This is a genomic window from Bradyrhizobium sp. AZCC 1578, from assembly GCF_036924675.1.
Taxonomy (GTDB): domain Bacteria; phylum Pseudomonadota; class Alphaproteobacteria; order Rhizobiales; family Xanthobacteraceae; genus Bradyrhizobium.
Window position 1 is genome coordinate 3378487 of record NZ_JAZHRZ010000001.1, and the last position, 22423, is coordinate 3400909.

Below are 22423 nucleotides of genomic sequence, written 5' to 3' on the forward strand. Positions count from 1 at the left end.
ATCTTCTAACGCCAAGTCTTCTAACGCCAAGTCTTCTAACGCCACGTCTTCTTCTTTTTCCAGCGCCGCTCGCCGCGGGCGCCCTCTTCCTTGGCACCGAGATAGAATTCCTGGATGTCCTTTGAACTCATCAGCCGCTCACAGGTGTCGTTCATCACGACTCGGCCGATTTCCAGCACGTAGCCGTAATGCGCGGTCTCCAGCGCTACCTTGGCGTTCTGCTCGACCAGCAGGATCGACATGCCCTGCTCCTCGTTGACGCGCTTGATGATGGTGAAGATCTCTTTCACCAAGATCGGCGACAGCCCGAGCGAGGGCTCGTCCAAAAGTAGTAGGGTCGGACGGTTCATCAGCGCCCGCCCGATCGCCAGCATCTGCTGCTCGCCGCCGGAAAGTTGCCCGGCCGGCTGGTTGATGCGTTCCCTCAGCCGCGGGAAATAGCCGTAGACGCGATCGAGATCCTCGGCGACGCCGGCCCGATCCTTGCGCGGATAGGCGCCCATCATCAGATTTTCGCGTACCGAGAGGAATGGAAACACCTCGCGCCCCTCCGGCACGTGGCTCAAGCCCAGCCGGACGATCTTGTCGGCTTCCATGCGCTGGATCGGCTTGCCCAGAAACTCGATCGAGCCTTTTTGCGGATCGAGAATGCCGGAGATGGTCTTGAGCACCGTGGTCTTGCCGGCGCCGTTGGCGCCGAGCAGGGTGACGATGCGGCCGCGCGGCACCTCGAGGCTGATGCCGCGGATGGCCATGATCGGCCCGTAATAGCTCTCGATATTGCTGAGCTTGAGAATGATGTCGGAAGCGCTCATGGCATCATCCTCATGCGCCGAGATAGGCGGCGACGACGTCGGGATGGCGCTGCACCTCGGACGGCGAGCCCATTGCCAGCACGCGGCCGTAGTTAAGCGCAATCACACGGTCGGAGACGCGGTTGACCAGAGTCATGTCGTGCTCGACCATCAAGACGGTGATGCCAAGCTCGGTCTTCATGTCGCGGATCCAGAACGACATGTCCTCGGTCTCCTCGACATTGAGCCCGGAGGACGGCTCGTCCAGCAGGATCAGCTTCGGCTCGGAGCACAGCGCGCGCGCCAGCTCGATCACCTTGCGGACCCCGTAAGGCAGCCCCGAGATCAGCTTGTCGCGATAGGCTTCGAGATCGAGGAATTCGATCACCTGCTCGACGCGGCGGCGATGCATCTTTTCGCCGGCGCGCACGCTCGGCAGGAACAACAGTTCCTGCCAGAGCCGCGTGGTGGAGTGGCGGTGCCGGCCGACCAGGAGATTGCTCAGCATGGTCGCATTCTCGAACAATTCGATGTTCTGGAAGGTGCGGGCGATGCCGAGGCCTGCGATATCGTAGGCCGGCTGATTGGTAATATCCTGGTCCTCGAAGAAGATCCTGCCCGAGGTCGGTGGATAAATCCGCGAGATCAGGTTGAAGATTGAACTCTTGCCGGCGCCGTTCGGGCCGATGATCGAGAGTATCTCGCCCTTCTCCACAGCGAAGCTGACGGAATCGACAGCTTTGAGGCCGCCGAAGTGCAGAGAGAGATTTTCGGCACGGAAATAGCTCATCGGTTCCGCTCCGATTTCACGTAGATCTTCTGGCGTTTGAAGGTAGCGCGCTTGTAGAGCGGGAAGAGCTGGAAGAAGAGTTTTATCTTCAGCCAGCGGCCGTAGAGACCGAGCGGCTCGAACAGCACGAACAGCACGATGATCACCCCGTAGATGGCGCCCTTCAAGCCATTGGCGGACGCAATGGCGGCGACATTGTCGTGAATTTTGCCCGCCGCAATGCTGTCGGTGCCAAAGGTCGCTGCGATGCCGGCGATGATGCCGGGCAGGTCGTCCTTCAGGTACGTCAGGAACGGATCGATCATGACCAGAAAGATTGCACCTAGCACCGCGCCGTGCAGGCTGAAGGCGCCGCCGATCAGGATCACGATGATGAACTCGATCGAGAGCTGCAGCGTGAACATTTCCGGCGAGATGAAGGAGAGCTTGTGCGCGAACAGCACGCCGGCGAGGCCTGTGATCGCCGCGCTGATCGCAAACGACTTCACCTTGTAGAGCGACACGTTGACGCCCATGCTGCGCGCCGCGGTTTCGCTGTCGCGTATCGCGACGAAGGCGCGTCCTGTCGGCGAGCGCAGCAGATTGAGCGTGCCGACGATGGTGAGGATCAGTACGGCAAGACAGAGATAGTAGAAGGTCGGGCCGTTTTGCGGCACTGCCTGCCCGAACAGGCTCAGCGTCTTGACCCGCATGCCCTCGTTGCCGTGGGTTACGCTTTCCCAACGCGCCAGCACCTCTTCAACGATGAAGGCGAAGGAAATTGTCGCGATGACGAGATAGATGCCCGTCAGCCGCAGCGCCGGGAATCCGACCAGCGCGCCGACCACGCCGGTCAACAGGCCGCCGGCCAGGAAATAGACCGGAAACGGCACGTTGAACTGCTGCAGATAGGCCGCCGTGTAGGCGCCGATCGCCAGAAAGGCGGCGTGCCCGAGTGAGGCCTGCCCGGTGAAGCCGGTGAGAATCATCAGTCCCACGCCCACCGTCGCATAGATACAGACGAACACCAGTTGGCTGACGAGGTAGCTGGAAAGCACAAACGGCGCGATCAGGAGAAACGCCAGCAGGATACCGTAGGAGACGACGTAGCCGCTGTGCGGAAACAGTTTGATGTCGTCTTCGTAATCCGTCTTGAAGAGAAAACGCATTAGACCTTCTTCCGCATGTGAACACCGAACAGGCCTTCGGGCTTGAGCAGCAGCACCACCAGAAGGACGATGTAGGGAGCGACGTCTTTCCAGCCCTGCGGCAGGTAGAAGCCGGCCATGCTCTCGATCACGCCGATCAGCACGCCTCCGACCACGGCGCCGGGGATCGAGCCGAAACCGCCGAGCACGGCGGCGGGAAATGCTTTCAGACCCAGCACCAGTCCGACATTGGAGTGAATGAAAGTGATCGGCGCCAACAGCACGCCGGCTGCGGTCGCGACCGCCGCAGCGATCGCCCACACGATCGACACCACGCGCTTGACCGGAATGCCCATGTAGTAGGCAGCCAGCATGTTCTCCGAACTGGCGCGCATCGCGGTGCCGAGCGTGGTACGGTTGAAGAATAGGTACAGCAGCGCGCAGAGGATGATGGTGGCGGCGATCACCGACAGCTTGTCGTATGCGAGCACCAACGAGCCGATTCGCAGCACACCGTCGCTGAACGGCGTTTCGATCTTGAAATCGTCGGTGCCCCAGATCATGCCGACGATCGAGCGCAGGAAGTATCCGAGCCCGATCGTTGCCATGATGATGGAAAACTGCGGATAACCGAGAATCGGGCGCACGACGACGCGTTCGGCCAACATGCCGAACAGGGCCATGGCGATGACGGCACCGGCGAATCCGAGCCAGTAATTGAGACCAAGCATGCCGATGAATGTGAAGGCGAAGAATCCGCCCAGCATCATCAAATCGCCCTGGGCGAAATTGACGACCTCGGTTGCCTTGTAAATGAGCACGAAACCGAGCGCGATCAGGCCATAGACGCAGCCGAGCGCGATGCCACTCACGAGCTGCTGAACGAAGTCCAGCATCATTTCCCTCCCCGATGCCGGGCGATTCTGTCGATCGCCTCTTTCGCATCTTGTGTCTACACGCTGCCCCGCATCCACGATGCCTGCAGCCGCATATGTCCCGTCGCATTGAGCCCAAAGCGCCGACCGCTGTCAACAAAGCGCTGCGAGCGGCGCCGTTAACAATTGCGGAGAAATGCCGCAGCCCCGGGAAGTTGCGGGGTCGGCGCGATTTGGTCCACCAGATTCACCGCGCCGAAAGTTCTTCGGTTCATGGTCCGCGACGAACAACTGGATCGTTCCGAAATCATGAAAGCGGATGTATCGGCGCTCGAGGTGCGAGGGTTAACGAAGCGTTTTGACCGCCCGGCGGTCGATGCGCTCGATCTCACCGTTCGCACCGGCGAGTTCTATGCCCTGCTCGGCCCCAACGGCGCCGGCAAGACCACGACCTTGCGCATGGTCGCCGGTCTGCTTAAGCCCGACGCCGGCTCTGTATCCATATTGGGCATCGATGCGCTTGCCGATCCCGTCGCCGCCAAGCAGATCATGGCCTGGGTTTCCGACGAGCCGATGATCTACGACAAGCTAACGCCGCTGGAATATCTCGAATTCGTCGCCGGCCTGTGGGGCATCGATCCCGCAACTTCCGAAACTTCCGCTCACCAGCTTCTGGCGTCGCTCGGACTGGAGCCGCATCTGCACGAACGCTGCGAGGGATTTTCCAAGGGCATGCGGCAGAAGGTGGCGCTCGCCGGCGCACTGGTTCACGATCCCCGGCTGATCATCCTGGACGAGCCGCTGACCGGGTTAGATGCGCTGTCGGCGCGTCACGTCAAGGGATTGCTGCAGGAGCGCGTCCGCTCCGGCTGCACCGTGATCATGACGACGCATATTCTCGAAGTCGCCGAGCGGATGGCCGACCGGATCGGCGTCATCGCCGCGGGACGGCTGGTGGCCGAGGGTACGCTCAGCGAGCTGCGCCAGCAGAATGGTCGCGGCGACACCAGCCTCGAAGACATGTTCATCGCGCTCGTCGACGCCGGGGCGGCAGCCGCATGAGTTCGGCCGCGGCGCTCACCTGGTTTGCCCGGCACGAAATCCGGCTGGCCTGGCGCGAATGGCTGGCCATGATGACCGGCAGCCGGGGAAAGCGAAAGCGCGCGATCATCGTCCTGGTCGGGTTCGCCGCCATCATGCACCTGCCAGCCTATGCCGTGATCGGCCGCTTTGCCGATTTGCAGGCGCCGCTAGGCAAGCCCGAACTGATCGTCATCACCGCGACGATCTTTCTCGCCTGGGCATTGATGCTGTCGCAGGCGATCGAATCCGTGACGCGGGTGTTTTACGCCCGCGCCGATCTCGACCTCCTGATGTCGTCACCGGCCAACCTCGCCAACGTGTTCTCGGTGCGGATCGCGGCGATCGCGCTGTCCGTCATCGGAATGGCGCTGCTGCTGTCGACGCCCTTTGTCGACGTTCTCGTGATCGGCGGCGGCGCGCGCTGGCTCTCGGCGTTCGGCGTCGTCGTCGCCATCGGCCTTTCGGCTGCAGCGGTAGCGATCGCGATCACCGTGCTGCTGTTCAGGCTGATCGGCCCGAGCCGTACCCGCCTCGTCGCACAGATCGTGGCCGCCGTCATCGGCGCCGGCTTCGTCATCGCGCTCCAGGTCGCGGCCATTCTTTCCTACGGTACGTTGTCACGCTTCGCCGTGCTGACCTCCGATGCCGCTTCAGCCAATGCGCCTGATCTCGACAGTCCGCTGTGGTGGCCGGCGCGCGCGGCGATCGGCGACGGCATGGTGCTGTCATGGCTCATGGCCGGCGGGCTCCTGCTGCTCGGCGCGGTGATGGCGGTCTTTTCGCCGCGATTTGCCGATACCGTCGTCCGCGTCGCCGCAACCACGCGCGCTGTCCGTCGCGGGCCGCACGCTACTGCATTTCGCGGCGGCTCGCGGCAACGGGCGCTACGCACCAAGGAGTTCCTGCTGCTGCGGCGCGACCCATGGCTGCTGTCGCAAAGCCTGATGCAACTGCTCTATCTGGTGCCGCCAGCCCTGATGCTGTGGCGAAGCTTTTCCGATAGCTCTGACGCGATCGTGCTGATCACGTCCGTGATCGTGATGGCGGCGGGCCAGCTTGCCGGTGGCCTCGCATGGCTGACGATCTCAGGAGAAGATGCCGCCGACCTGGTCGCAACCACACCGCTGCCGCCCTCGCGCATGATCCGCGCCAAGGTCGAAGTGGTGCTGATCGCCATCGGCGCCATCTTCACGCCGCTGATCGCAGCCCTTGCGTTTGCTTCCTTGACGCAGGCGATCGTCACCGCGCTCGGCGTCATTATCGCGACCGTCTCCGCCGCCGCGATCCAGCTCTGGTTCCGCGTGCAGGCCAAACGCACCCAGTTCCGCCGCCGCCAGACCTCGTCGCGACTGGCGACCTTCGCGGAAGCCTTCTGCTCGATCGGCTGGGCTGCGACGTCAGCTCTCGCCGCCACCATTCCAGTTGCCGCCGTGATCAGCGGCGCGCTGACCGCCGGTATTCTGGCTGCGACATGGAAGATCAGCCCGCGGCGGGGCTGAGCGGCCTCCACCAATGTGCTAGCATCTCACGGTTGCGTTATATACCGCGGCGAAGTCGACTTATCGGCGAACCAGCTCCATCACAGCCGCCGCAAACGCCTCCGGCGCTTCCTGCGGCAGATTGTGCCCGACGCGCGGCACCACGCGATGGACGCGGCGGCCGGTGAATTTCGGTGCGCTGGCGGTGCCATCGGTTGCGGGGGCCACGCCATCGTCGGCGCCATCCAGCGTGATTGACGGCACGGTGATGGGAGGAAGTGCCGCCAGCCGGCGCTGGATGTCGGCATATTGCGGATCGCCTTCGGCCAGACCGAAGCGGTGGCGATAGCTGTGGATCACCACATCGACGTAATCGGGATTGTCGTGGGCCATTGCAGTCCGCTCGAAGCAGGCATCGTCGAACGACCAGTTCGGCGACCACTGCGTCCACAATATTCGGGCGATCTCGCGCCGGTTGGCGGCAAGGCCGGCGCGGCCGCGCTCGAGCTGGAAGTAATACTGGTACCACAGCGCCACCTCGCGTTCGCCGCGCATCGGCACCATGGCGTTGGCAATATCCTGGATCAGATAGGAATTGACGCAGACGAGCCCGAGGCAACGCTCCGGCCATAGCGCCGCGCCGACGCAGGCCGCGCGGCCACCCCAGTCGTAGCCGGCGAACACCGCGCGCTGGATGCCGAGCGCCTCCATCAGCGCCATCATGTCCGCGCCGACCGCCGCCTGTTCGCCCGAGCGCGGCGTTGCGGCATCGCGAAACCGGGTCGGACCATAGCCGCGCAGATAGGGAGCGATGACACGGCAGCCCTGGGCAGCCAGCTGCGGCGCGACGTCGACATAGGAATGAATGTCGTAGGGAAAGCCATGCATCAGCATCACGGCGGGGCCATCCGCCGGGCCCGCCTCGTAATAGGCGATGCTGAGCGGGCCGGCATCGACCTGCCGCAGCGGCTCCAGCCGCTTCGATGACGGGGCACGCGAGGCCGGGGCGGCGGGTTCTTCAGTCACGGCGAACTCCCAGGTTGTTTCTTACAATATGTCATAGCCCGGCCCCGATGAAGCAAATCCGGCGCGCTGCCGTGCGCGAATGCCATGACCTCTCCCGAATTCGGCGATACAGTGTCGCTCACGGCCTTCACCGCTGACGGGTCATGCCATGTTGCGATCCCTTGCTGTCGCCCTCGCCTTCCTCGGTTCGCTGATCGTCCCGGCGGCCGCCCAACAGCAGCCTTTACGCAGCGAATGCCTCGCGATGGCTAATGCGCCGCCACGCGCCGTTCCGGTCAGCCTGCGCCGCACCGCCGCCAAGGTGGAAGAGGTCGCGATTACCTATGTCGGACATTCCACCTACTACATCGACACGCCCGACGGCGTGCGGATCGCGACCGACTTCAACGGCGCCTACCGGACCGGCCGCCTGCCTGATGTCGTTACCATGAACCGCGCGCACTCGACGCATTACACGTTGTTCCCTGACCCGAAGATTGCGCACGTGTTGCATGGCTGGGGCGAGAATGGACAGGCGGCGCATATCTCAACGCGCGTCGGCGACGTCCATATCCGCAACGTGCCGACCGACATCCGCCGCTACTATGGCGAGGGCTCCAGCGGCGGCATGATCAAGGACGGCAACTCGATCTTCATCTTCGAAGTCGCCGGCCTCTGCATCGGCCATCTCGGACATCTGCACCACAAACTCGACGAGACGCATTTTGCGGCGATCGGCCGGCTCGACATCGTGATGGTGCCGATCGACGGCACCTATACGATGTCGCTCGACGGCGTTTCCGAGATCACCCGGCGGCTGCGTTCCTCCATCGTGCTGCCGATGCATCGCTTCGCCACTCCGCTCGACGAATTCATGCGTCTGATCGGGCAGCAATTCCAGATCGATCAGCGGAGCGAGCGAACCTTGAAGATTTCGCGCGACACGCTGCCGGGCACGCCGACGGTGATCATTCTGGAGGGCGTGTAGGCGCATCGCTAGTAACGCCGTCATTGCAAGCCAACCGGGCGCGCATTCGCGCGATCCGTTGGCACGCAACGACGGGCAACAACAATCAAGGGAGCGACGTCCATGGCCAGCACTGCACCCGCCTCCAGGAGCGGGCTCTATGCCGATCCGCGCGAAGACTGGCTGGCGCAGCACACCGAAGAGATCATCGATCCCGCCCTCCCGATCGTCGACCCGCATCACCATCTCTGGGACCGCGGCGGCCTGCGCTACGTGATCGAGGAAATGGCTACAGACATTGCCTCCGGTCATAACATTATCGCGACCGTCTATGTCGATTGCCGCTCGATGTACCGCGCGCAGGGGCCGGAAGCGTTTCGCCCGGTCGGCGAAGTCGAGTTCGCCAATGGCGTTGCGGCGATGGCGGCGAGCGGCGGCTATGGCAAGGCCGCGATCTGTGCCGGCATCGTCAGCCACGTCAACCTGCTGCTCGGCGAAGGCGCAAGAGCCGTGCTGGAGGCGGAGATCGCTGCCGGCAACGGCCGCTTCCGCGGCATCCGGCATTCCTCGGCGTGGGATGCCGATCCCAATGTCGCCGGAATGTATGCGACGCGGCCGCAAGGGTTGTTGCTCGACAGCACGTTTCGCAGAGGCTTTGCCTGCCTCGCGCCATTGGGCCTGAGCTTCGACGCCTGGCTGTTTCATCCGCAGATCGGCGAACTCACCGATCTCGCCCGAGCTTTCCCTGACACCAAAATCGTGCTCGATCATTGCGGCGGTCCGGTCGGCATCGGCCGCTTTGCCGGCCGGCGCGAGGAGGTGTTCCCGGAATGGAAGGCCTCGATCCAGGAAATCGCGCGATGCCCGAACGTCGTGGTGAAGCTCGGCGGGCTCGCGATGTGTCTGCTCGGCTACGACTTTCACCTCTGGCCGAAGCCGCCGTCTTCGGAACAGACCGCCGCCGCGTGGCGTCCCTACATCGAAACTTGCATCGAGGCCTTTGGGCCCGATCGATGCATGTTCGAAAGCAATTTTCCGCCTGATAAAGGCCAGTGCAGCTATCAGGTGATCTTCAACGCGTTCAAGCATATCGCCGCACAATACAGCGAAGCCGAGAAGACCGCGCTGTTTTCGAAGACGGCGACCGACTTCTACAGGCTCTCGCTGGGTTAGTTACGCCCACTCGCCCTTGCGGAATACCGGGACGCGGCTTCCGTCGGCGTGAATGCCGTCAATGTCGGTTTCGGCCGATCCGATCATCCAGTCGATGTGAATGAGGCTCTTGTTGCCGCCCTGTGCCGCAATCTGTTCCGGCGTCAGCTTGTCGCCGCCAACGAAGCATTTCGAGTAGCACTGGCCGAGCGCGATATGGGAGGCCGCGTTCTCGTCGAACAGCGTGTTGAAGAACAACAGCCCGCTTTTCGAGATCGGCGAGGAATGCGGCACCAGCGCCACCTCGCCGAGACGCGCCGCGCCCTCGTCGGTGTCGAGCACCTTCTTGAGCACCTCCTCGCCGCGCGAGGCCCTTGCCTCGACGATGCGACCTTCCTCGAACCTGACCGCGATGTTGTCGATCAGCGTGCCCTGATAGGACAGCGGCTTAGAGGAGACGACATGCCCGCTGACGCGCCGGCAATGCGGCGTGGTGAAGACTTCCTCGGTCGGGATGTTGGCATTGCAGGTAATGCCGTTCTTCGCGGTCGAGGCGCCGCCTTCCCATTCGTGGCCGTCGGCAAGGCCGATCGTCAGATCAGTGCCCGGGCCGGAATATTTCAGCGCGTGGAAGCGCTGGCCGTTCAGCCATTCGGTGCGCTCGCGCAGCACGGCGTTGTGTTTTTCCCAGGCGGCGACGGCGCCATCCTGATCGACGCGGGACGCCGCAAAAATCGCATCCGCCAGTTTTTCCACCGCGACGTCCTCGGGGACGTCAGGGAAAACCTGTTTGGCCCAGGACGGACTCGGATAGGCGATGATGTTCCAGTTGGTATCGAAATTGACGATCTTCTCCAGCGCCGGCTGATAGGCGATCGAATTGGCCTTGCTGGCACGCGCCACCTTCACGGGATCCTCGCCCGACAGCAGCATCGGATTGTCGCCGACGATGGCCAAGCGCGCGGTGTTGGCGCCGAACGCCTTCGCCATGCCCTCATAGAGCCAGTTGGCGGCACGATCGAAACCGGCCTCGTGGCCGTAGCGGTAGCGCGCCAGCGTGATCGCCTCGTCCGACAGTAACGGCGTCACCAAACCCGCGCCGGCCTGGTACGCATGTACGGCAATCCGGCGCACCAGCGGCAGCGCGACCGAGGGCGCGGTCAGCAGCAGGTCCTGCCCCGGCTGTAGCCGCAAGCCGACCTTGACCGCGACTTCGGCGAGGCGGTCGAGCTTTACGGGATCAATCGAGACGGAAGCGTTTCGCTCAGGTGCGGTCATGATTCTTTCGGCCAATGCTGAAGGATTTTTAAGGCTTCGCAACCTTCGACCATGATGACGCAATCATGTCAAAAGCGAGCGAAGCGCCTGACAGCAATAGCACAAGAATGGTCGGGCGAAAGTCAACCTCGTTAATGTTCCGGAGTGCAATAATGCCAGGCACGGAACCTGCAGCCAGCGCCGGCAGGCTCGATTCCGGGTGTCCCGAGATGCCTTGCGATCGGCGCGGACGGGCGCGTTATTTCCGTGGGCAGCCGCGGCTTGTTACCGCCGGGCGATCAACTCAACGCCGCGCCATGTCACAACCCCCTCACCGCCAGCACGATGGCATCGGCGCCGGCTTTGCGATCGACTGCGATCTCCTGATACTCCGGCGAGTTCTGAAATTCCTTTGCCGCGGCGTCATCGGGAAATTCCATGATCACGACCTTGTCGCGCGGCCATTCGCCTTCCAGTACGACCGGATCTGCGTCCGCTACCAACAGCTTGCCACGGAATTTCTGGAATACGCCCATAAAGCGCGCCTGATAGCGATCGTAGAGTTCGCGGCGGGTGAACTTCAACTGGGCGATGATGTAGACGCTCATGACGGCTCCTCATTTGAGGGTTGCGCGGCGAGGGCCGTTGAGGTCTCGATCATGCCGGTCAGCCGCGAAACTTCTTCTTTTTCTTCTTACCGAGTGCAGGTGCCTCCTTCTTACCGAATGCGGGCGCCTCGCGTTCATGCCGCGGTTTTCCGGCGTGAGCCGGCCTGTCCCGATGCGGTTTCTTCCTATCGTAACGCACTTCCTTGTCAAACCCTGCCCGGTCAGGGCTCTTTGCGTTTTTGCGGTGCGGTTTCGGTGTCCGTTCCTGCTCGCGTGCCTCGTCGCGCGGCGGAGCATTCGTCATCGCCTCGATGCGAATGCTGTCTTCCTTGTCGGGACGGCGGATTCGCGCGGCGAAGCGGTCGGCGACACGCGCGGAAATCTCGAACTCGGTGACGCTGTCCAGAATGCGGATGGTGCCGATATCTTCCTTCTTGATGCTGCCGCGGCGGCACAGCATCGGCAGCAGCCAACGCGCTTCCGCGTTCTTCCGGCGTCCGATCGCCGCGCTGAACCACACGGTGTCCTCCGCCATGCGGTGGCGCGCCGCGGATTTCGTTGGCTTCACTCCCCTTCCAGCCTCGCGATCGGCCCGCTCGCGGGCGCGCTCGGCACGAGATTTGACGCGCTCCTCGCCGGGATCGACGATGTCCTCGGGAGAGGGCAACCGCGCGCGATAGAGCCGTGCCAGCGCGGTGGCGATCTCTTGCGACGACCGTTCCGCAAGCAAGGTTTGCGCGAGTGCCTCATCCTCCGCCGTTATTTCGCCTGCGAACACATCATCGCGCAGCAGCCGCTCCTGATCCAGCTTGCGAATTTCATCCGGCTGCGGCGCCAAGCCCCAGGCCGCGTCGATCCCGGCGAGCTTGAGCAACATATCCGCGCGACGCCGCCGCGCCGGCGGCACCAGCAGGATACTGACGCCCTTCCGACCGGCCCGCCCGGTGCGCCCCGAGCGATGCTGCATGACTTCCGGATCGTTCGGCAGATCGGCGTGGATGACGAGGTCCAGGTTCGGCAAATCGATGCCGCGCGCGGCAACGTCGGTCGCAACGCAAACGCGGGCGCGGCCGTCGCGCAAGGCCTGCAGCGCCAGCGTTCGCTCGTTCTGGGTCAACTCGCCCGACAGCGCCACCACGGAGAAGCCGCGCTCCAGCAGCGTTGCCTGCAGATGCCGCACGGCCTCGCGCGTGTTGCAGAACACCAGGGTGCCAGGCGATTCGAAATAGCGGAGGAGATTGACGACGGCGTGCTCGACATCACCGGCGGCGATCCGGATCGCGCGATACTCGATATCGGCATGACCGCCCTCGTCGCCGGCGACTTCTACGCGGAAGGCCTGCTGCTGATATTCCTTTGCCAGCGCGATGATACCCTGCGGCAGGGTCGCCGAGAACAGCAGCGTGCGGCGGTCGTCCGGTGTGGCCTGCAGGATGAATTCCATATCCTCACGGAAGCCGAGATCGAGCATCTCGTCAGCCTCGTCGAGCACGATCGCCTTCAACTCGCTGACGTCGAGTCGGCCGCGCCGCAAATGATCGCAGAGCCGCCCCGGCGTGCCGACCACGATATGGGCGCCCGCGGCCAGTTCGCGCTGCTCGCGGCGCGGATCCATGCCGCCGACGCACGAAACGACGCGCGCCTCCGCATGCTGATAAAGCCAGCCGAGTTCGCGGTGCACCTGAAGCGCAAGCTCGCGGGTCGGCGCGACAATCAATGCAAGGGGCGCGGCAGCCCGCTCGAATCGTTCGGCGCCATCCAGCAGGTTCGTTCCAATCGCCAGACCATAGGCGACCGTTTTGCCGGAACCGGTTTGCGCAGAAACGAGCAGGTCACGGCCATCAGCTTCGTCGGCCAGCACCGCCGTCTGCACCGGTGTCAGCCGATCGTAGTTGCGTTCCGCCAAAGCTCGGGCGAGCGGCGCATTTGCGGGCAGTAATGTCACGAGATGTCAGACCTTGGTTGGCGTTGTCGGCCGGGAATATGAAAAGGGCGCCTCGAACCGAAATGACTTAAAAAGCTGCGCATTGACGACGCGCAGCCGCACGGCCTGACGGATTTGAATGAGGTGGGGATGCTTTAGGCGAAATCCAGCCGGGACGCCATCCATTCTTTGCAGGTCAGCCGATCACTTCTGCGACGGTTAACCTTCCACGCTGCCGGCTGGGAATTCCGGGATGATCCGCTACACTAGGGCTTTCCGGGTATTTCAGCCGTGGTTTTCAACTTAAGCTTATGGGGCCATGCACCGTGACCGCGTTCAAGACCATCCGCGCCCGCGCCGAAAAGCGCAAGGGCGGGCCGAAAGCACTCGCCAAGCTGCTGCCGGCCAAGCCGGACCCGAAGGCGCTCGCCAAGCTCGGCGACGACCGGATTCTCGCCGAAATGACCAAGCGGGTGTTCTGCGCGGGCTTTGCCTGGAGCGTGATCGAGAGCAAATGGCTGGGCTTCGAGAAAGCGTTTCTCGGCTTCAAGCCCGGGCCGCTGACGCTGCAGCCGGATGATTTCTGGGACGGCCTGATGAAGGACACCCGCATCGTGCGCAACGGCGCCAAGATCATGTCGGTGCGCGCCAATGCCGGCTTCGTCCGCGACGTTGCGAAGGAGCACGGCCGTTTCGGCAAGTTCCTTGCGAACTGGCCGTCGTCGGACCAGGCCGGATTGCTGGAACTGCTGGCCAAGCGCGGCAGCCGGCTCGGCGGCAATACCGGGCAGATGATGCTGCGTTTCCTCTCGGCTGGGACGGATTCGTCACCTCCAGAGACGTCGTGCTGTGCCTGCGCGATGCCGGGCTCGACATTGCGGAGACGGTCACCTCCAAGCGCGATCTCGCGAAGGTGCAGGCGCAGTTCAATGCCTGGGCCGAAGAGACCGGCCTTCCTTATGTGCAGCTTTCGCGGATTTGCGCGCTGTCGATCGGCGAGAATTACGCCGCGGAGAAGCTCGCGAGCATGATGGGCGCCGACGATTGATGGGTATCGCTGCGCTCCATCATCCTACGCGATCTCAAATCACGAAAAATCCGTGCGTACCGTCGCGACGGAGCTGCTCGACGAGGCCGTATTCCCAGTCGAGATAGGCCTGCATCGCGCTTTCCTTGACATCGGTGCCCTCATAGGGCCGGCGATAGCGGTGTGACGGATCGGGTTTTGGGATCACGCGCGGCGGCCCGATTTCCAGCGTGGCGTCGTAGCCCCCTTCAAGCACGTAAGTTTCCCAGCCCATTTGTGCCAGCCAGGACGCCGTCATGTCGGCGCGCACGCTCATGTTGTCCGTCAGCACGATCCGGGCGCCGCGCACCGGCGCCGCCATATCGATTTCCTGCACCAATTGCCCGCCGGCGTAATGGCGGAAGCCCGTGATATGGCCAGCCGTGTATTCCTGCTCCGAGCGGACGTCGAAGCAGTAGAGCGTACGGTTGGCCTGCGCCTGCAACGCCACCATTTCCTCTGATCCGATATGCCGGACGCCGGCGCGATAGGCGACGTCGCGGGCATTGGCTTCGCCGCCTTTGATAGCACCGACCTCGCCGCGCCTGTCACTGCCATGTTCGAGATGTTGTTTGGCCAGCGTCCAGCCGATGGTGCCGTTGCGCAGCGCCCGCACCTTGTTCGCGACGCCGGCATTGATCAGCGACTGGGTGCCGATGATCGAGCGGGTGCGGCCTGCGCAATTGACGATGATGGTGGTCTCGGGATCCGGCGCGGCGCGGCCGGCGCGCAGCACCAGTTCGGCGCCGGGCACGCTGATGGAGCCCGGGATGTTCATGGTGGCGTATTCATCGAAGCGGCGGACATCGAGGATTTGGATATTGGCGCCACTCGCAATCAAGGCGCCGACTTCCTCGGCGGCGAGTGAAGGCGTGTGGCGGCGCGACTCAACTAATTCGCCAAAGGCCTTGGCGTAGGAATTGACGTCCTCGAACACCTCATAGCCCGCCGACTTCCAGCCCTGCAGCCCGCCGTCGAGCTGGCGGACATTGGTATAGCCCAACGCTTTCAGGTGGTCCGCCGCTACGGTGACGAGGCCTTCACCGGCGTCATAGAGCACGATCGGCACATCCTTGCGCGGCAGCCGCGTCTCCGCTTCGAGCGCGATCCGGTCGGCCGCCATGTTGGCGGCAAACAGGGGATGGCCGCTGGCGAACACGGCCTCGTGCCTGACATCGAGCAGCGCGATTTCCTCGCGCAGCAGCAGCGCGGCGCGAACTTGCGAGGGAGTAACGGAGGGTACGGTCATGGACGGAGATTCCGAAAACGGCATATGATCGCTTGCATAACAGGCACTCTGGGCACTCGATGGATCTCAAACAATTGCGGACTTTCCGGGCCGTAGCCGAACTTGGAAGCCTGAGCAAGGCCGCGGACCGGCTGCGTGCCGCGCAGCCGGCGCTGAGCCGCCACATCAAGCTGCTCGAGCATGAGCTTCGCGTCGAACTGTTCGTCCGCAACGGGCGCGGCATGCTCTTGACCAGCGCGGGCCGGATGCTGCTCGACCGCACCACCGGCCTGATCCGCCAGATCGAGCAGGTCAGCGACGACCTCAAATCGGCGAACGGCAATCCGGCGGGCCGCGTCATCCTCGGGCTGGTGCCGACGGTCAGCGCCGTCCTGTCCGGACGGTTTGCCCGCCGCGTCCTCAACGAGTTTCCCGACGTCTCGCTGCGCATCGTGGAGAGCTATGGCGGGCATCTGGTCGAATGGCTGCACCGCGGCGAGATGGATCTCGCGATCATCTATGGTCCTGCCGTCGATCTCCATCTTCAGGTCCAGTCGATCGGCCGTGAGGATATCGTCGCTGTCGGGCCGCCGGGGTCGGGGCTGAACAAGCGCAAGCAGGTCGATCTCAAATGGCTGGTGAAGCAGAAGCTGATCCTGCCGAGCATCTCGCATGGTCTGCGGGCGCTGTTGGAGAAGGCGCTGGCGCGCGAAAAACTGAAGTTAGAGGCCATGATCGAGGTCGATTCCTACCGCGCCCAGATCAGCCTGATGGAGGAAGGGCTCGGCTACACGCTGCTGCCGCCTTCCGCCATCCGCACCGAGGTGGCGGCGAAACGGCTGGAGATGGCTGCGGTCAGCCCCGCCGTGTCGCGCGAATTGATTCTGGCCTCGCCGATCGCCCACCCGCCGTCGATCGCCACGACCACGATCGCGACGCTGATCGTATCGGAGATTCAACAGCTTTCCAGGGAAGGACGCTGGAAGATCAACATGACGGCGTAGCTGCGCCTCAATTATACAGCGCCTCGTCTCCCAACACCGATTGCCGGAAGCGCGTCGTCAGGATGACGCCGTCGGCAGGCGGCATCACGAACACCAGCGCCTCGGGATTGATCTTGATCTGCGCGAAAACCGTTCCTCGCCCTTCATGCGCGAGGTCGCGCAGTTCGGTGACTTCCGCCATCGTGCGAACAATGCGCGAGGTGCGGATGCCGCAGGCGGTCGCGATGGCGGCAAGGTCAACGCCAGAGGCGGTGGGGGTTTTCTGCATGCCGGTCTCGCCGAAGCACTCGTTGTCGAGAACGGCGATCGTGAGATTCTTCGGCGCCTCCACCGCGATCGTGGCGAGCGAGCCGATATTCATCAGCATCTCGCCGTCTCCGGTGATGACGAGCACCTTGCGCTTGGGCTGCGCCAGCGCCAACCCAAGCCCGATCATCGAGGCGGCGCCCATGGCGCCCCAGAGCGGAAAATTGTTCGGATGGTCGCCGGCGGCGGAGACGTCCCAGTTCGGCGCGCCGAGCCCGGCGATGGCGAGGAGGTCGGCGCGGTCGCGCAACAATTCGTTGACGACATCGCGGCGATGCAGAAGCGCGTTCGGATTGCTCATTTGCGGGCAAGCTCCTTGAAATTCTTGGCGCCAAGCACGCGCTGGCCGATCAGGACCGCCACCGGCTTCCAGGTGTTGAAGGCGAGGTTCGCCGCGCCCTGCACGGTGGAGGCGACGAGATCAGGCTCGTCGACCTTGTTCACGATCACGCCCATGGCCTCCAGCGAGGGCCGCGTGCCCTGCCCCATCGGGATCTGCCACGGATTGAACTCGCCCCAATCGCCGCGCATGGTGACGATCATCAATAACGGCATATGGCAGATGACGGGCAGCGACAGCATGTTGATGCAATTGCCGACGCCGCTCGACTGCAACAGCAGCGCTCCGCGCTCGCCGCCGAGCCACGCGCCCGCCAGCATCGCTACGCCTTCTTCCTCCGTCGTCAGCGTGACGACGCGAGTCTCGGGATCGGCCTCGAAGGAGCGGATCAGGCGGCTGTGGCCGGCGTCCGGAACCATCGCGACCTGGCGAATGCCGGTGTCCTTGAGCACGCGGTAGATCTCGTCCGGCCACGTCGGCGGCGCCGGTGCGGCCTCGGCGCGTGATTTTGCTGCTTCCGCCATCGGGCTCAATTTCCTCCGCGATTCCAAGGGTTGGTTGACGTGCAGAATAGACCTCGATGAGAGTTCGAGGAATTTGAATGTGGACATGGCTTCTATCGCAAAATTGAAAGGCTCGGTGGAGCCAAAGCGTCATGCCGCATGGCTGGCACGCCGACGTTTGGCCCGTCCACGCAGCCGAAATTATTTCGGGAACCTGCTGGCTCCTGCAGCATCCAACCCCAATACCCTGTTATTGGTGGATATCATGCACCAGGCCCACATACCCGACATCGCGCGCCTCGATACCGGCGACGCCGAGTTGGTGCGCCGCGCGCTGGCCCGCGACGAGGCGGCGGTGCGCGCGATCATGCAGGCGAATAATCGCAAGCTGTACCGGCTCGCCCGCGGCATTCTGCGCAACGATGGCGAGGCCGAAGACGTCGTGCAGGAGGCCTATGTCCGTGCCTTCACCCATCTGGAAAACTTTCGCGGGGATTCCAGCCTGTCGACGTGGTTGTCGCGGATCACCATGAATGAGGCACTCGGCCGGCTGCGCCGCCAGCGGCCCACCGTCGAACTGGACTCATTGCCGCAGGGCGCGCTGGAGGCCCAGATCATCCAGTTTCCTCTTGCCACCGACGATCCGGAAAAATCCATGGCCCAGCGTGAAATTCAGCATGTCGTCGAACACGCCATCGACGAATTGCCGGAAGCGTTCCGTCTCGTCTTCATCACCCGCGTGATCGAGGGGATGAATGTGGAAGAGACCGCCGAAATTCTCGGGCTGAAGCCGGAGACGGTAAAAACCCGACTGCACCGCGCCCGCACCATGCTGCGCGACATCGTCGAGAACAAGATCGGTCCCGTGGTGATGGAGGCGTTCCCCTTTGCCGGCCGGCGCTGCGAGCGCCTGACGGAGGCCGTGCTGAAGCGGCTGGGCTTCGACTAACTTTTCCGGGAACCTCTGCACCCCACGCCCATCCAACTCCTGTTCATCAACGCGCGGTCCGCCGCGCCACAGGAGTATCAAACCATGTTCATACGATTGAGCGCGGCGATCGCCGCATTGAGCCTTCTTGGCAGCGCCGTGGTGGCGCAAGGCGCAAAACCCACCGATCCCCAGATCGCGCATATCGCCTACACGGCGGGCGTCATCGACATCAACGCCGCCAAACAGGCGATCGCGAAAGCCAGCAACAAGGACGTCAAGGCATTCGCTCAAGACATGGTGCGCGACCATGAGGCCGTGAACAAGCAGGCGCTCGACCTGGTCAAGAAGCTGAAGGTGACGCCGGAGGACAACGACACCAGCAAGACGCTGTCGAAGCAGGCCACCGAGAAACTCGCCGAGCTCGACAAGCTGAAAGGCGCCGAATACGACAAGGCCTATCTCGCCAACGAGGTCGCCTACCACAAGAACGTCAACAGCGCGCTGGAGGCGCAGTTGATTCCGTCAGCCAGCAATGCCGAGCTGAAGAGCCTGCTACAAACCGGCCTGAGGATTTTTCAAGGCCACCAGCAGCACGCCGAACAAGTCGCCGCCAAGCTGAAGTAGGAGGCCGCCATGCGTCCGGGACGATATCTGCCCCTCGTCGCCGTCGCCCTGCTGCTTGGCGCGGCGGCCGTCCCGGCGCATGCAGCGACGATCCAAATCACGATCGACAATCTGGTGTTCGCGCCGGTCGAGGTGTCTGCCAAGGTCGGCGACACCATCGAATGGATCAACAAGGACGTGTTCGCCCACACCGCGACCGCGCGCAACGGCGATTTCGATGTCGCCACGCCGCCGAACAAGACAGTGACGTCGGTGCTAACGAAGGCCGGCAGCGTCGAATATTACTGCCGCTACCATCCCAACATGAAGGCGGTGCTGACGATTGCGCCGTAGCCGCTGGCGAGGCGGCTCAGGCGGCGCGCACCGAGCTGAGGAATTTGCCGACCTCGCGCTTCAGCCGGTCGCTTTCGCCGGACAGCGATTTTGCCGCTGATAGCACCTGCGCGGAGGCGGAGCCGGTCTCGCTGGCACCGCGCTGCACGTCCGTGATGTTGGCGGAGACCTGCTGCGTGCCGTTGGCGGCCTGCTGCACGTTGCGGGATATTTCCTGGGTCGCCGCGCCCTGCTGCTCAACGGCGGCGGCGATGGTGGCGGCAATCTCCGACATCCGTCCGATGGTATCGCCGATCTCCTTAATGGCGCCGACCGATTCCTGCGTCGCCGCCTGGATGCCCGATATCTGCTGGCTGATCTCGCCGGTCGCTTTCGCGGTCTGCTCGGCCAACGCTTTCACTTCGGAGGCGACCACCGCAAAACCGCGCCCCGCCTCGCCCGCGCGCGCCGCTTCGATGGTAGCATTCAGCGCCAAGAGGTTGGTCTGGCCCGCGATGGTGTTGATCAGCTCCACCACGTCGCCGATGCGGGCGGCAGCCTTGGCGAGTTCGGCGACGCGGTCATTGGTCTTCTGCGCCTGCTCCACCGCCTCGCTGGCGATGCGCGCCGAGCCCTGGACCTGACGGCTGATCTCGTTGACCGACGATGCCATCTCTTCGGTGGCGGATGCCACCGATTGCACGTTGGTGGAGGCTTCTTCGGATGCCGCCGCAACCATGGTGGTCAGCTCTTCAGAACGTTCCGCGGTTGCCGTCAGCGTGCCGGCGGAGGCTTCCAGCTCGGTCGACGCCTGCGACACGATCTCGATGATCTCGCCGATCATCGCCTCGAAATCGCTGGTGATCCGATCGACGCGCTGGCCGCGCTGGATTTTTACATCGGCTTCCACCGCGGCCGCCTCGTCGGCGGCCGTCTTGGCGATAAGGGCGTCCTTGAAAACCTGCAGCGAGCCCGCCATGGCGCCGATTTCGTCGGCACGCTCGATGGTCGGGATCGTGACGTCATGCCGGCCGGCAGCGAGTTCGCCGACCACGCCGGTCAAGTTTGCCAGCGGCGTGATCACGCGCCGCCGCAGCATCACCGTGACGCCGGCAAGCACGGCGAGCAGCGCCGCGACGGCGATGCTTGCCAGCGCCAGCATCGTGAGCGCGCCATCGCGCGCGGCCCCTGCACGCTCCGCGGCTTCCGCGAGCGCCGCATCGCGCACCGCGAAGAAGGCCTGCACCACAGGCACGATCGTTCTGGCAAGCTGATCCGAATTGATATTGTAGTTGCCGTCGGCGCGCCCCGCCGCCATCTCCTTTTCAAGCCATGGCGCGGCCTTGGCGAAATAGCCCTCGATGGCATCGTTCATCGCTTTCGCAAGCCGCGGCGGACTGCCGATCTGATCGACGCCGGCCTCGATCCGCTCGCGGTCGAGATCTACGCGGCCCTGGGCGCGGTCGGTGCTGGAAATTTCAGCCGCCGTGAGCGGGCGGCGCGTGCTGATCGCAAGCGACATGGTGGCGGCGCGGCCTCCGGCGGAGATCCGCAGATCCTGCGCGGTGCGGGCGACATTGAGCAGCGCCGTCAGCGACGCATCCGCCATCGCCACCTGGTTTTCCAGCCGGTTCAACAGCGGCTCGAGGATTCCGACAACGGCGGCAATGCCCGGCAGAAAGCCCTTGACCGCCGCCGGGTCGCGCCCGCTCATCGGCAGGCTCAGCGCGCGATCGCTCGCCGCGCGAACCTCGGCAAGCTTGGCCGCCGCCTGGTTCAGACCCTGGACAATCGCTGCGCCATCGTTGAGCGCGCCAACCACCGTTCGCGCCCTGGCGAACGCTGCATCGGCCGCCTGCACCGCTTTCGCGACGGTCTCCATCTGCTCGGGTGTCGCAGCCGTTTCCTTGAACAGCGGGCCGACATAGGGCGCCCGATAGCCGGCGACCTGCTGGCCAACCGCCAGCACCGCGCCATAGGCCTCCACGGTCTTGATCGCCTCGCTCTTGCTGGCAAAGGTGCGGTATTGCGGGACAAGGACTCCGGCGCCAAGGACGACCGCCAGGACCGTCACCGAGAGCATCGATAGTGCAAAAAGCCGACCGATCCGCATTTTTTGTTTCCGCTCTGCCAAGGAGAAGCGGGAAACGTAGGCAGGACGGACTAAGGCCGGCTTAAATCGAGGCCGGTAGTACTACGGGGTTAGCGTCTCAAATGTCGTGGTGCGGCTAGCTGGCAAGGCGAGAAAATTGGAGCGGGCGAAGGGAATCGAACCCTCGTATGCAGCTTGGGAAGCTGCCGTTCTACCATTGAACTACGCCCGCGGGTCGCATCTCATGATTAGCCGACCTTGCGCGATCCGCCAAGCTGTTCCATTGGCCGTCTTGCTCGCTGTCGACTTCGCCAAAATTCCATGCGATTCGTCAGGCCGGTGGTATGATTCGCGTCCGGGGCTGGTGGCGTATGACGGGGCGTGGCTACAGCATTTTCGATACCGGAATCGGCCGCTGCGGGATCGCATGGGGCCCGGCGGGGATTATCGGCGTGCAGCTCCCGGAAGTCCGCGAGATCGACACGCGGCGGCGGCTCTATCAGCTCTATCCTAATGCCCGCGAGCTTCGCCCGCCAGCGAACGTCCAGGTCGCGATCGAAGGCATCATCGCGCTGTCGCGCGGGGCGGCGTGCGATCTGTCCGACGTTGCGCTCGATCTGACCGGCATTCCTGCCTTCAACCAGCGCGTCTATGCCTATACGCGCGCGATCCCGCGCGGCGAAACGCGGACCTATGCGGAAGTGGCCGCCAGCCTTCGTGCTTCAGGCGCGGTCTCTTCGGTGGCGCGGGTGATCGGCCGCAACCCCTTCATGATCATCGTACCTTGTCATCGCGTGCTCGAAGCCGGCAATTATGCCGACAAGATCTCAGCCTTTGGCGGGGCGATCTCCAAGCGGCGGCTGCTCTCGATCGAGGGCGCCAGCCAGACCTCCGGCAAGACATTGTTCGACGTGCTGCTGCCGGTTGCACCGCCGCGCCCGCATCCTTAAGTAGGCG

The 22423-nt window shown here is 63.7% G+C and carries 21 protein-coding genes, 1 tRNA gene and 1 pseudogene; 10 read left to right on the forward strand and 13 right to left on the reverse strand.

The features are described from left to right. Positions 1-35 precede the first annotated feature (35 nt). Genes V1290_RS16100 through V1290_RS16115 form a run of 4 tightly spaced genes read right to left on the reverse strand, consistent with a single transcriptional unit; the run spans position 36 to position 3607 of the window. A complete protein-coding gene (locus V1290_RS16100; RefSeq protein ID WP_334365323.1) occupies positions 36-815 on the reverse strand; it encodes an ABC transporter ATP-binding protein in 780 nt (259 codons plus the stop codon). Positions 816-825: 10 nt separating this feature from the next. Beyond that, complete coding sequence (locus tag V1290_RS16105) at positions 826-1584, reverse strand: ABC transporter ATP-binding protein (protein ID WP_028351788.1); 759 nt, start codon at positions 1582-1584, stop codon at positions 826-828. Continuing rightward, positions 1581-2732, reverse strand: a complete 1152-nt coding sequence (locus tag V1290_RS16110) for a branched-chain amino acid ABC transporter permease (protein ID WP_334365324.1) — start codon at positions 2730-2732, stop codon at positions 1581-1583. The genes V1290_RS16105 and V1290_RS16110 overlap by 4 nt, the downstream gene beginning before the upstream one ends. Further along, complete coding sequence (locus V1290_RS16115) at positions 2732-3607, reverse strand: branched-chain amino acid ABC transporter permease (protein ID WP_334365325.1); 876 nt, start codon at positions 3605-3607, stop codon at positions 2732-2734. The genes V1290_RS16110 and V1290_RS16115 overlap by 1 nt, the downstream gene beginning before the upstream one ends. A 288-nt stretch (positions 3608-3895) precedes the next feature. On the opposite strand from V1290_RS16115, the gene V1290_RS16120 reads away from it, so the two are divergent. Then, complete coding sequence (locus V1290_RS16120; RefSeq protein ID WP_334365326.1) at positions 3896-4648, forward strand: ABC transporter ATP-binding protein; 753 nt, start codon at positions 3896-3898, stop codon at positions 4646-4648. Next, a complete protein-coding gene (locus V1290_RS16125) occupies positions 4645-6168 on the forward strand; it encodes a permease (RefSeq protein WP_334365327.1) in 1524 nt (507 codons plus the stop codon). The genes V1290_RS16120 and V1290_RS16125 overlap by 4 nt, the downstream gene beginning before the upstream one ends. Positions 6169-6228: 60 nt before the next feature. Here V1290_RS16125 and V1290_RS16130 read toward each other — a convergent pair whose 3' ends face one another. Continuing rightward, complete coding sequence (locus tag V1290_RS16130) at positions 6229-7113, reverse strand: alpha/beta fold hydrolase (RefSeq protein ID WP_442894175.1); 885 nt, start codon at positions 7111-7113, stop codon at positions 6229-6231. Positions 7114-7321: 208 nt separating this feature from the next. On the opposite strand from V1290_RS16130, the gene V1290_RS16135 reads away from it, so the two are divergent. Beyond that, positions 7322-8140, forward strand: coding sequence for an MBL fold metallo-hydrolase (locus V1290_RS16135; protein ID WP_334365329.1), 819 nt, complete (start codon positions 7322-7324; stop codon positions 8138-8140). Between the two features lie 102 nt (positions 8141-8242). After that, positions 8243-9292 (forward strand): amidohydrolase family protein, encoded by a 1050-nt coding sequence (locus V1290_RS16140; RefSeq protein WP_334365330.1) that lies wholly within the window; start codon positions 8243-8245, stop codon positions 9290-9292. Here the strand turns inward: V1290_RS16140 and V1290_RS16145 are convergent, their stop codons facing one another. The 3 genes from V1290_RS16145 to V1290_RS16155 form a co-directional block, all read right to left on the reverse strand. Beyond that, the gene (locus tag V1290_RS16145; RefSeq protein ID WP_334365331.1) at positions 9293-10549 is read right to left on the reverse strand and encodes an aminopeptidase; all 1257 of its coding nucleotides are present in this window, start codon (positions 10547-10549) and stop codon (positions 9293-9295) included. It lies immediately after the preceding gene. Positions 10550-10848: 299 nt separating this feature from the next. After that, the gene (locus tag V1290_RS16150) at positions 10849-11136 is read right to left on the reverse strand and encodes a DUF1330 domain-containing protein (RefSeq protein WP_334365332.1); all 288 of its coding nucleotides are present in this window, start codon (positions 11134-11136) and stop codon (positions 10849-10851) included. A 58-nt stretch (positions 11137-11194) separates the two neighbouring features. Then, positions 11195-13081: a DEAD/DEAH box helicase gene (locus V1290_RS16155; protein WP_334365333.1), complete on the reverse strand. Its 1887-nt coding sequence runs from the start codon at positions 13079-13081 to the stop codon at positions 11195-11197. Between the two features lie 305 nt (positions 13082-13386). Between V1290_RS16155 and V1290_RS16160 the strand changes: the two are divergent. Continuing rightward, positions 13387-14108 (forward strand): annotated as a pseudogene (locus V1290_RS16160) (DNA-3-methyladenine glycosylase I). A gap of 34 nt (positions 14109-14142) precedes the next feature. On the opposite strand, the gene V1290_RS16165 reads toward V1290_RS16160, so the two are convergent. Further along, a complete protein-coding gene (locus V1290_RS16165; RefSeq protein ID WP_334365334.1) occupies positions 14143-15375 on the reverse strand; it encodes a rhodanese-like domain-containing protein in 1233 nt (410 codons plus the stop codon). A gap of 59 nt (positions 15376-15434) precedes the next feature. Here V1290_RS16165 and V1290_RS16170 point away from each other — a divergent pair, with 59 nt between their 5' ends. Beyond that, positions 15435-16358: a LysR family transcriptional regulator gene (locus V1290_RS16170; protein WP_334365335.1), complete on the forward strand. Its 924-nt coding sequence runs from the start codon at positions 15435-15437 to the stop codon at positions 16356-16358. Positions 16359-16365: 7 nt separating this feature from the next. Here the strand turns inward: V1290_RS16170 and V1290_RS16175 are convergent, their stop codons facing one another. Beyond that, the gene (locus V1290_RS16175; RefSeq protein WP_334365336.1) at positions 16366-16965 is read right to left on the reverse strand and encodes a thiamine pyrophosphate-dependent enzyme; all 600 of its coding nucleotides are present in this window, start codon (positions 16963-16965) and stop codon (positions 16366-16368) included. Continuing rightward, positions 16962-17528, reverse strand: coding sequence for a thiamine pyrophosphate-binding protein (locus V1290_RS16180; RefSeq protein WP_334365337.1), 567 nt, complete (start codon positions 17526-17528; stop codon positions 16962-16964). Before V1290_RS16180 ends, V1290_RS16175 begins: the two co-directional genes overlap by 4 nt. 244 nt (positions 17529-17772) lie before the next feature. Here V1290_RS16180 and V1290_RS16185 point away from each other — a divergent pair, with 244 nt between their 5' ends. From V1290_RS16185 to V1290_RS16195, 3 genes are all read left to right on the forward strand, one after another. Then, positions 17773-18456 carry an RNA polymerase sigma factor gene (locus tag V1290_RS16185; protein ID WP_334369047.1) on the forward strand — a complete coding sequence of 228 codons (684 nt, stop codon included), beginning with the start codon at positions 17773-17775 and terminating at the stop codon, positions 18454-18456. Between the two features lie 84 nt (positions 18457-18540). After that, the gene (locus V1290_RS16190; RefSeq protein ID WP_334365338.1) at positions 18541-19062 is read left to right on the forward strand and encodes a DUF4142 domain-containing protein; all 522 of its coding nucleotides are present in this window, start codon (positions 18541-18543) and stop codon (positions 19060-19062) included. Between the two features lie 9 nt (positions 19063-19071). After that, positions 19072-19395 carry a cupredoxin domain-containing protein gene (locus V1290_RS16195; protein ID WP_334365339.1) on the forward strand — a complete coding sequence of 108 codons (324 nt, stop codon included), beginning with the start codon at positions 19072-19074 and terminating at the stop codon, positions 19393-19395. 16 nt (positions 19396-19411) lie between these two features. Here V1290_RS16195 and V1290_RS16200 read toward each other — a convergent pair whose 3' ends face one another. Continuing rightward, positions 19412-21487: a methyl-accepting chemotaxis protein gene (locus tag V1290_RS16200; protein WP_334365340.1), complete on the reverse strand. Its 2076-nt coding sequence runs from the start codon at positions 21485-21487 to the stop codon at positions 19412-19414. Between the two features lie 137 nt (positions 21488-21624). Beyond that, a tRNA-Gly gene (locus V1290_RS16205) sits at positions 21625-21698 on the reverse strand. 139 nt (positions 21699-21837) lie between these two features. On the opposite strand from V1290_RS16205, the gene V1290_RS16210 reads away from it, so the two are divergent. Beyond that, entirely contained in the window at positions 21838-22416 is a 579-nt protein-coding gene (locus tag V1290_RS16210) for a methylated-DNA--[protein]-cysteine S-methyltransferase (protein WP_334365341.1), read from the forward strand. The last annotated feature ends 7 nt before the right edge of the window (positions 22417-22423 follow it).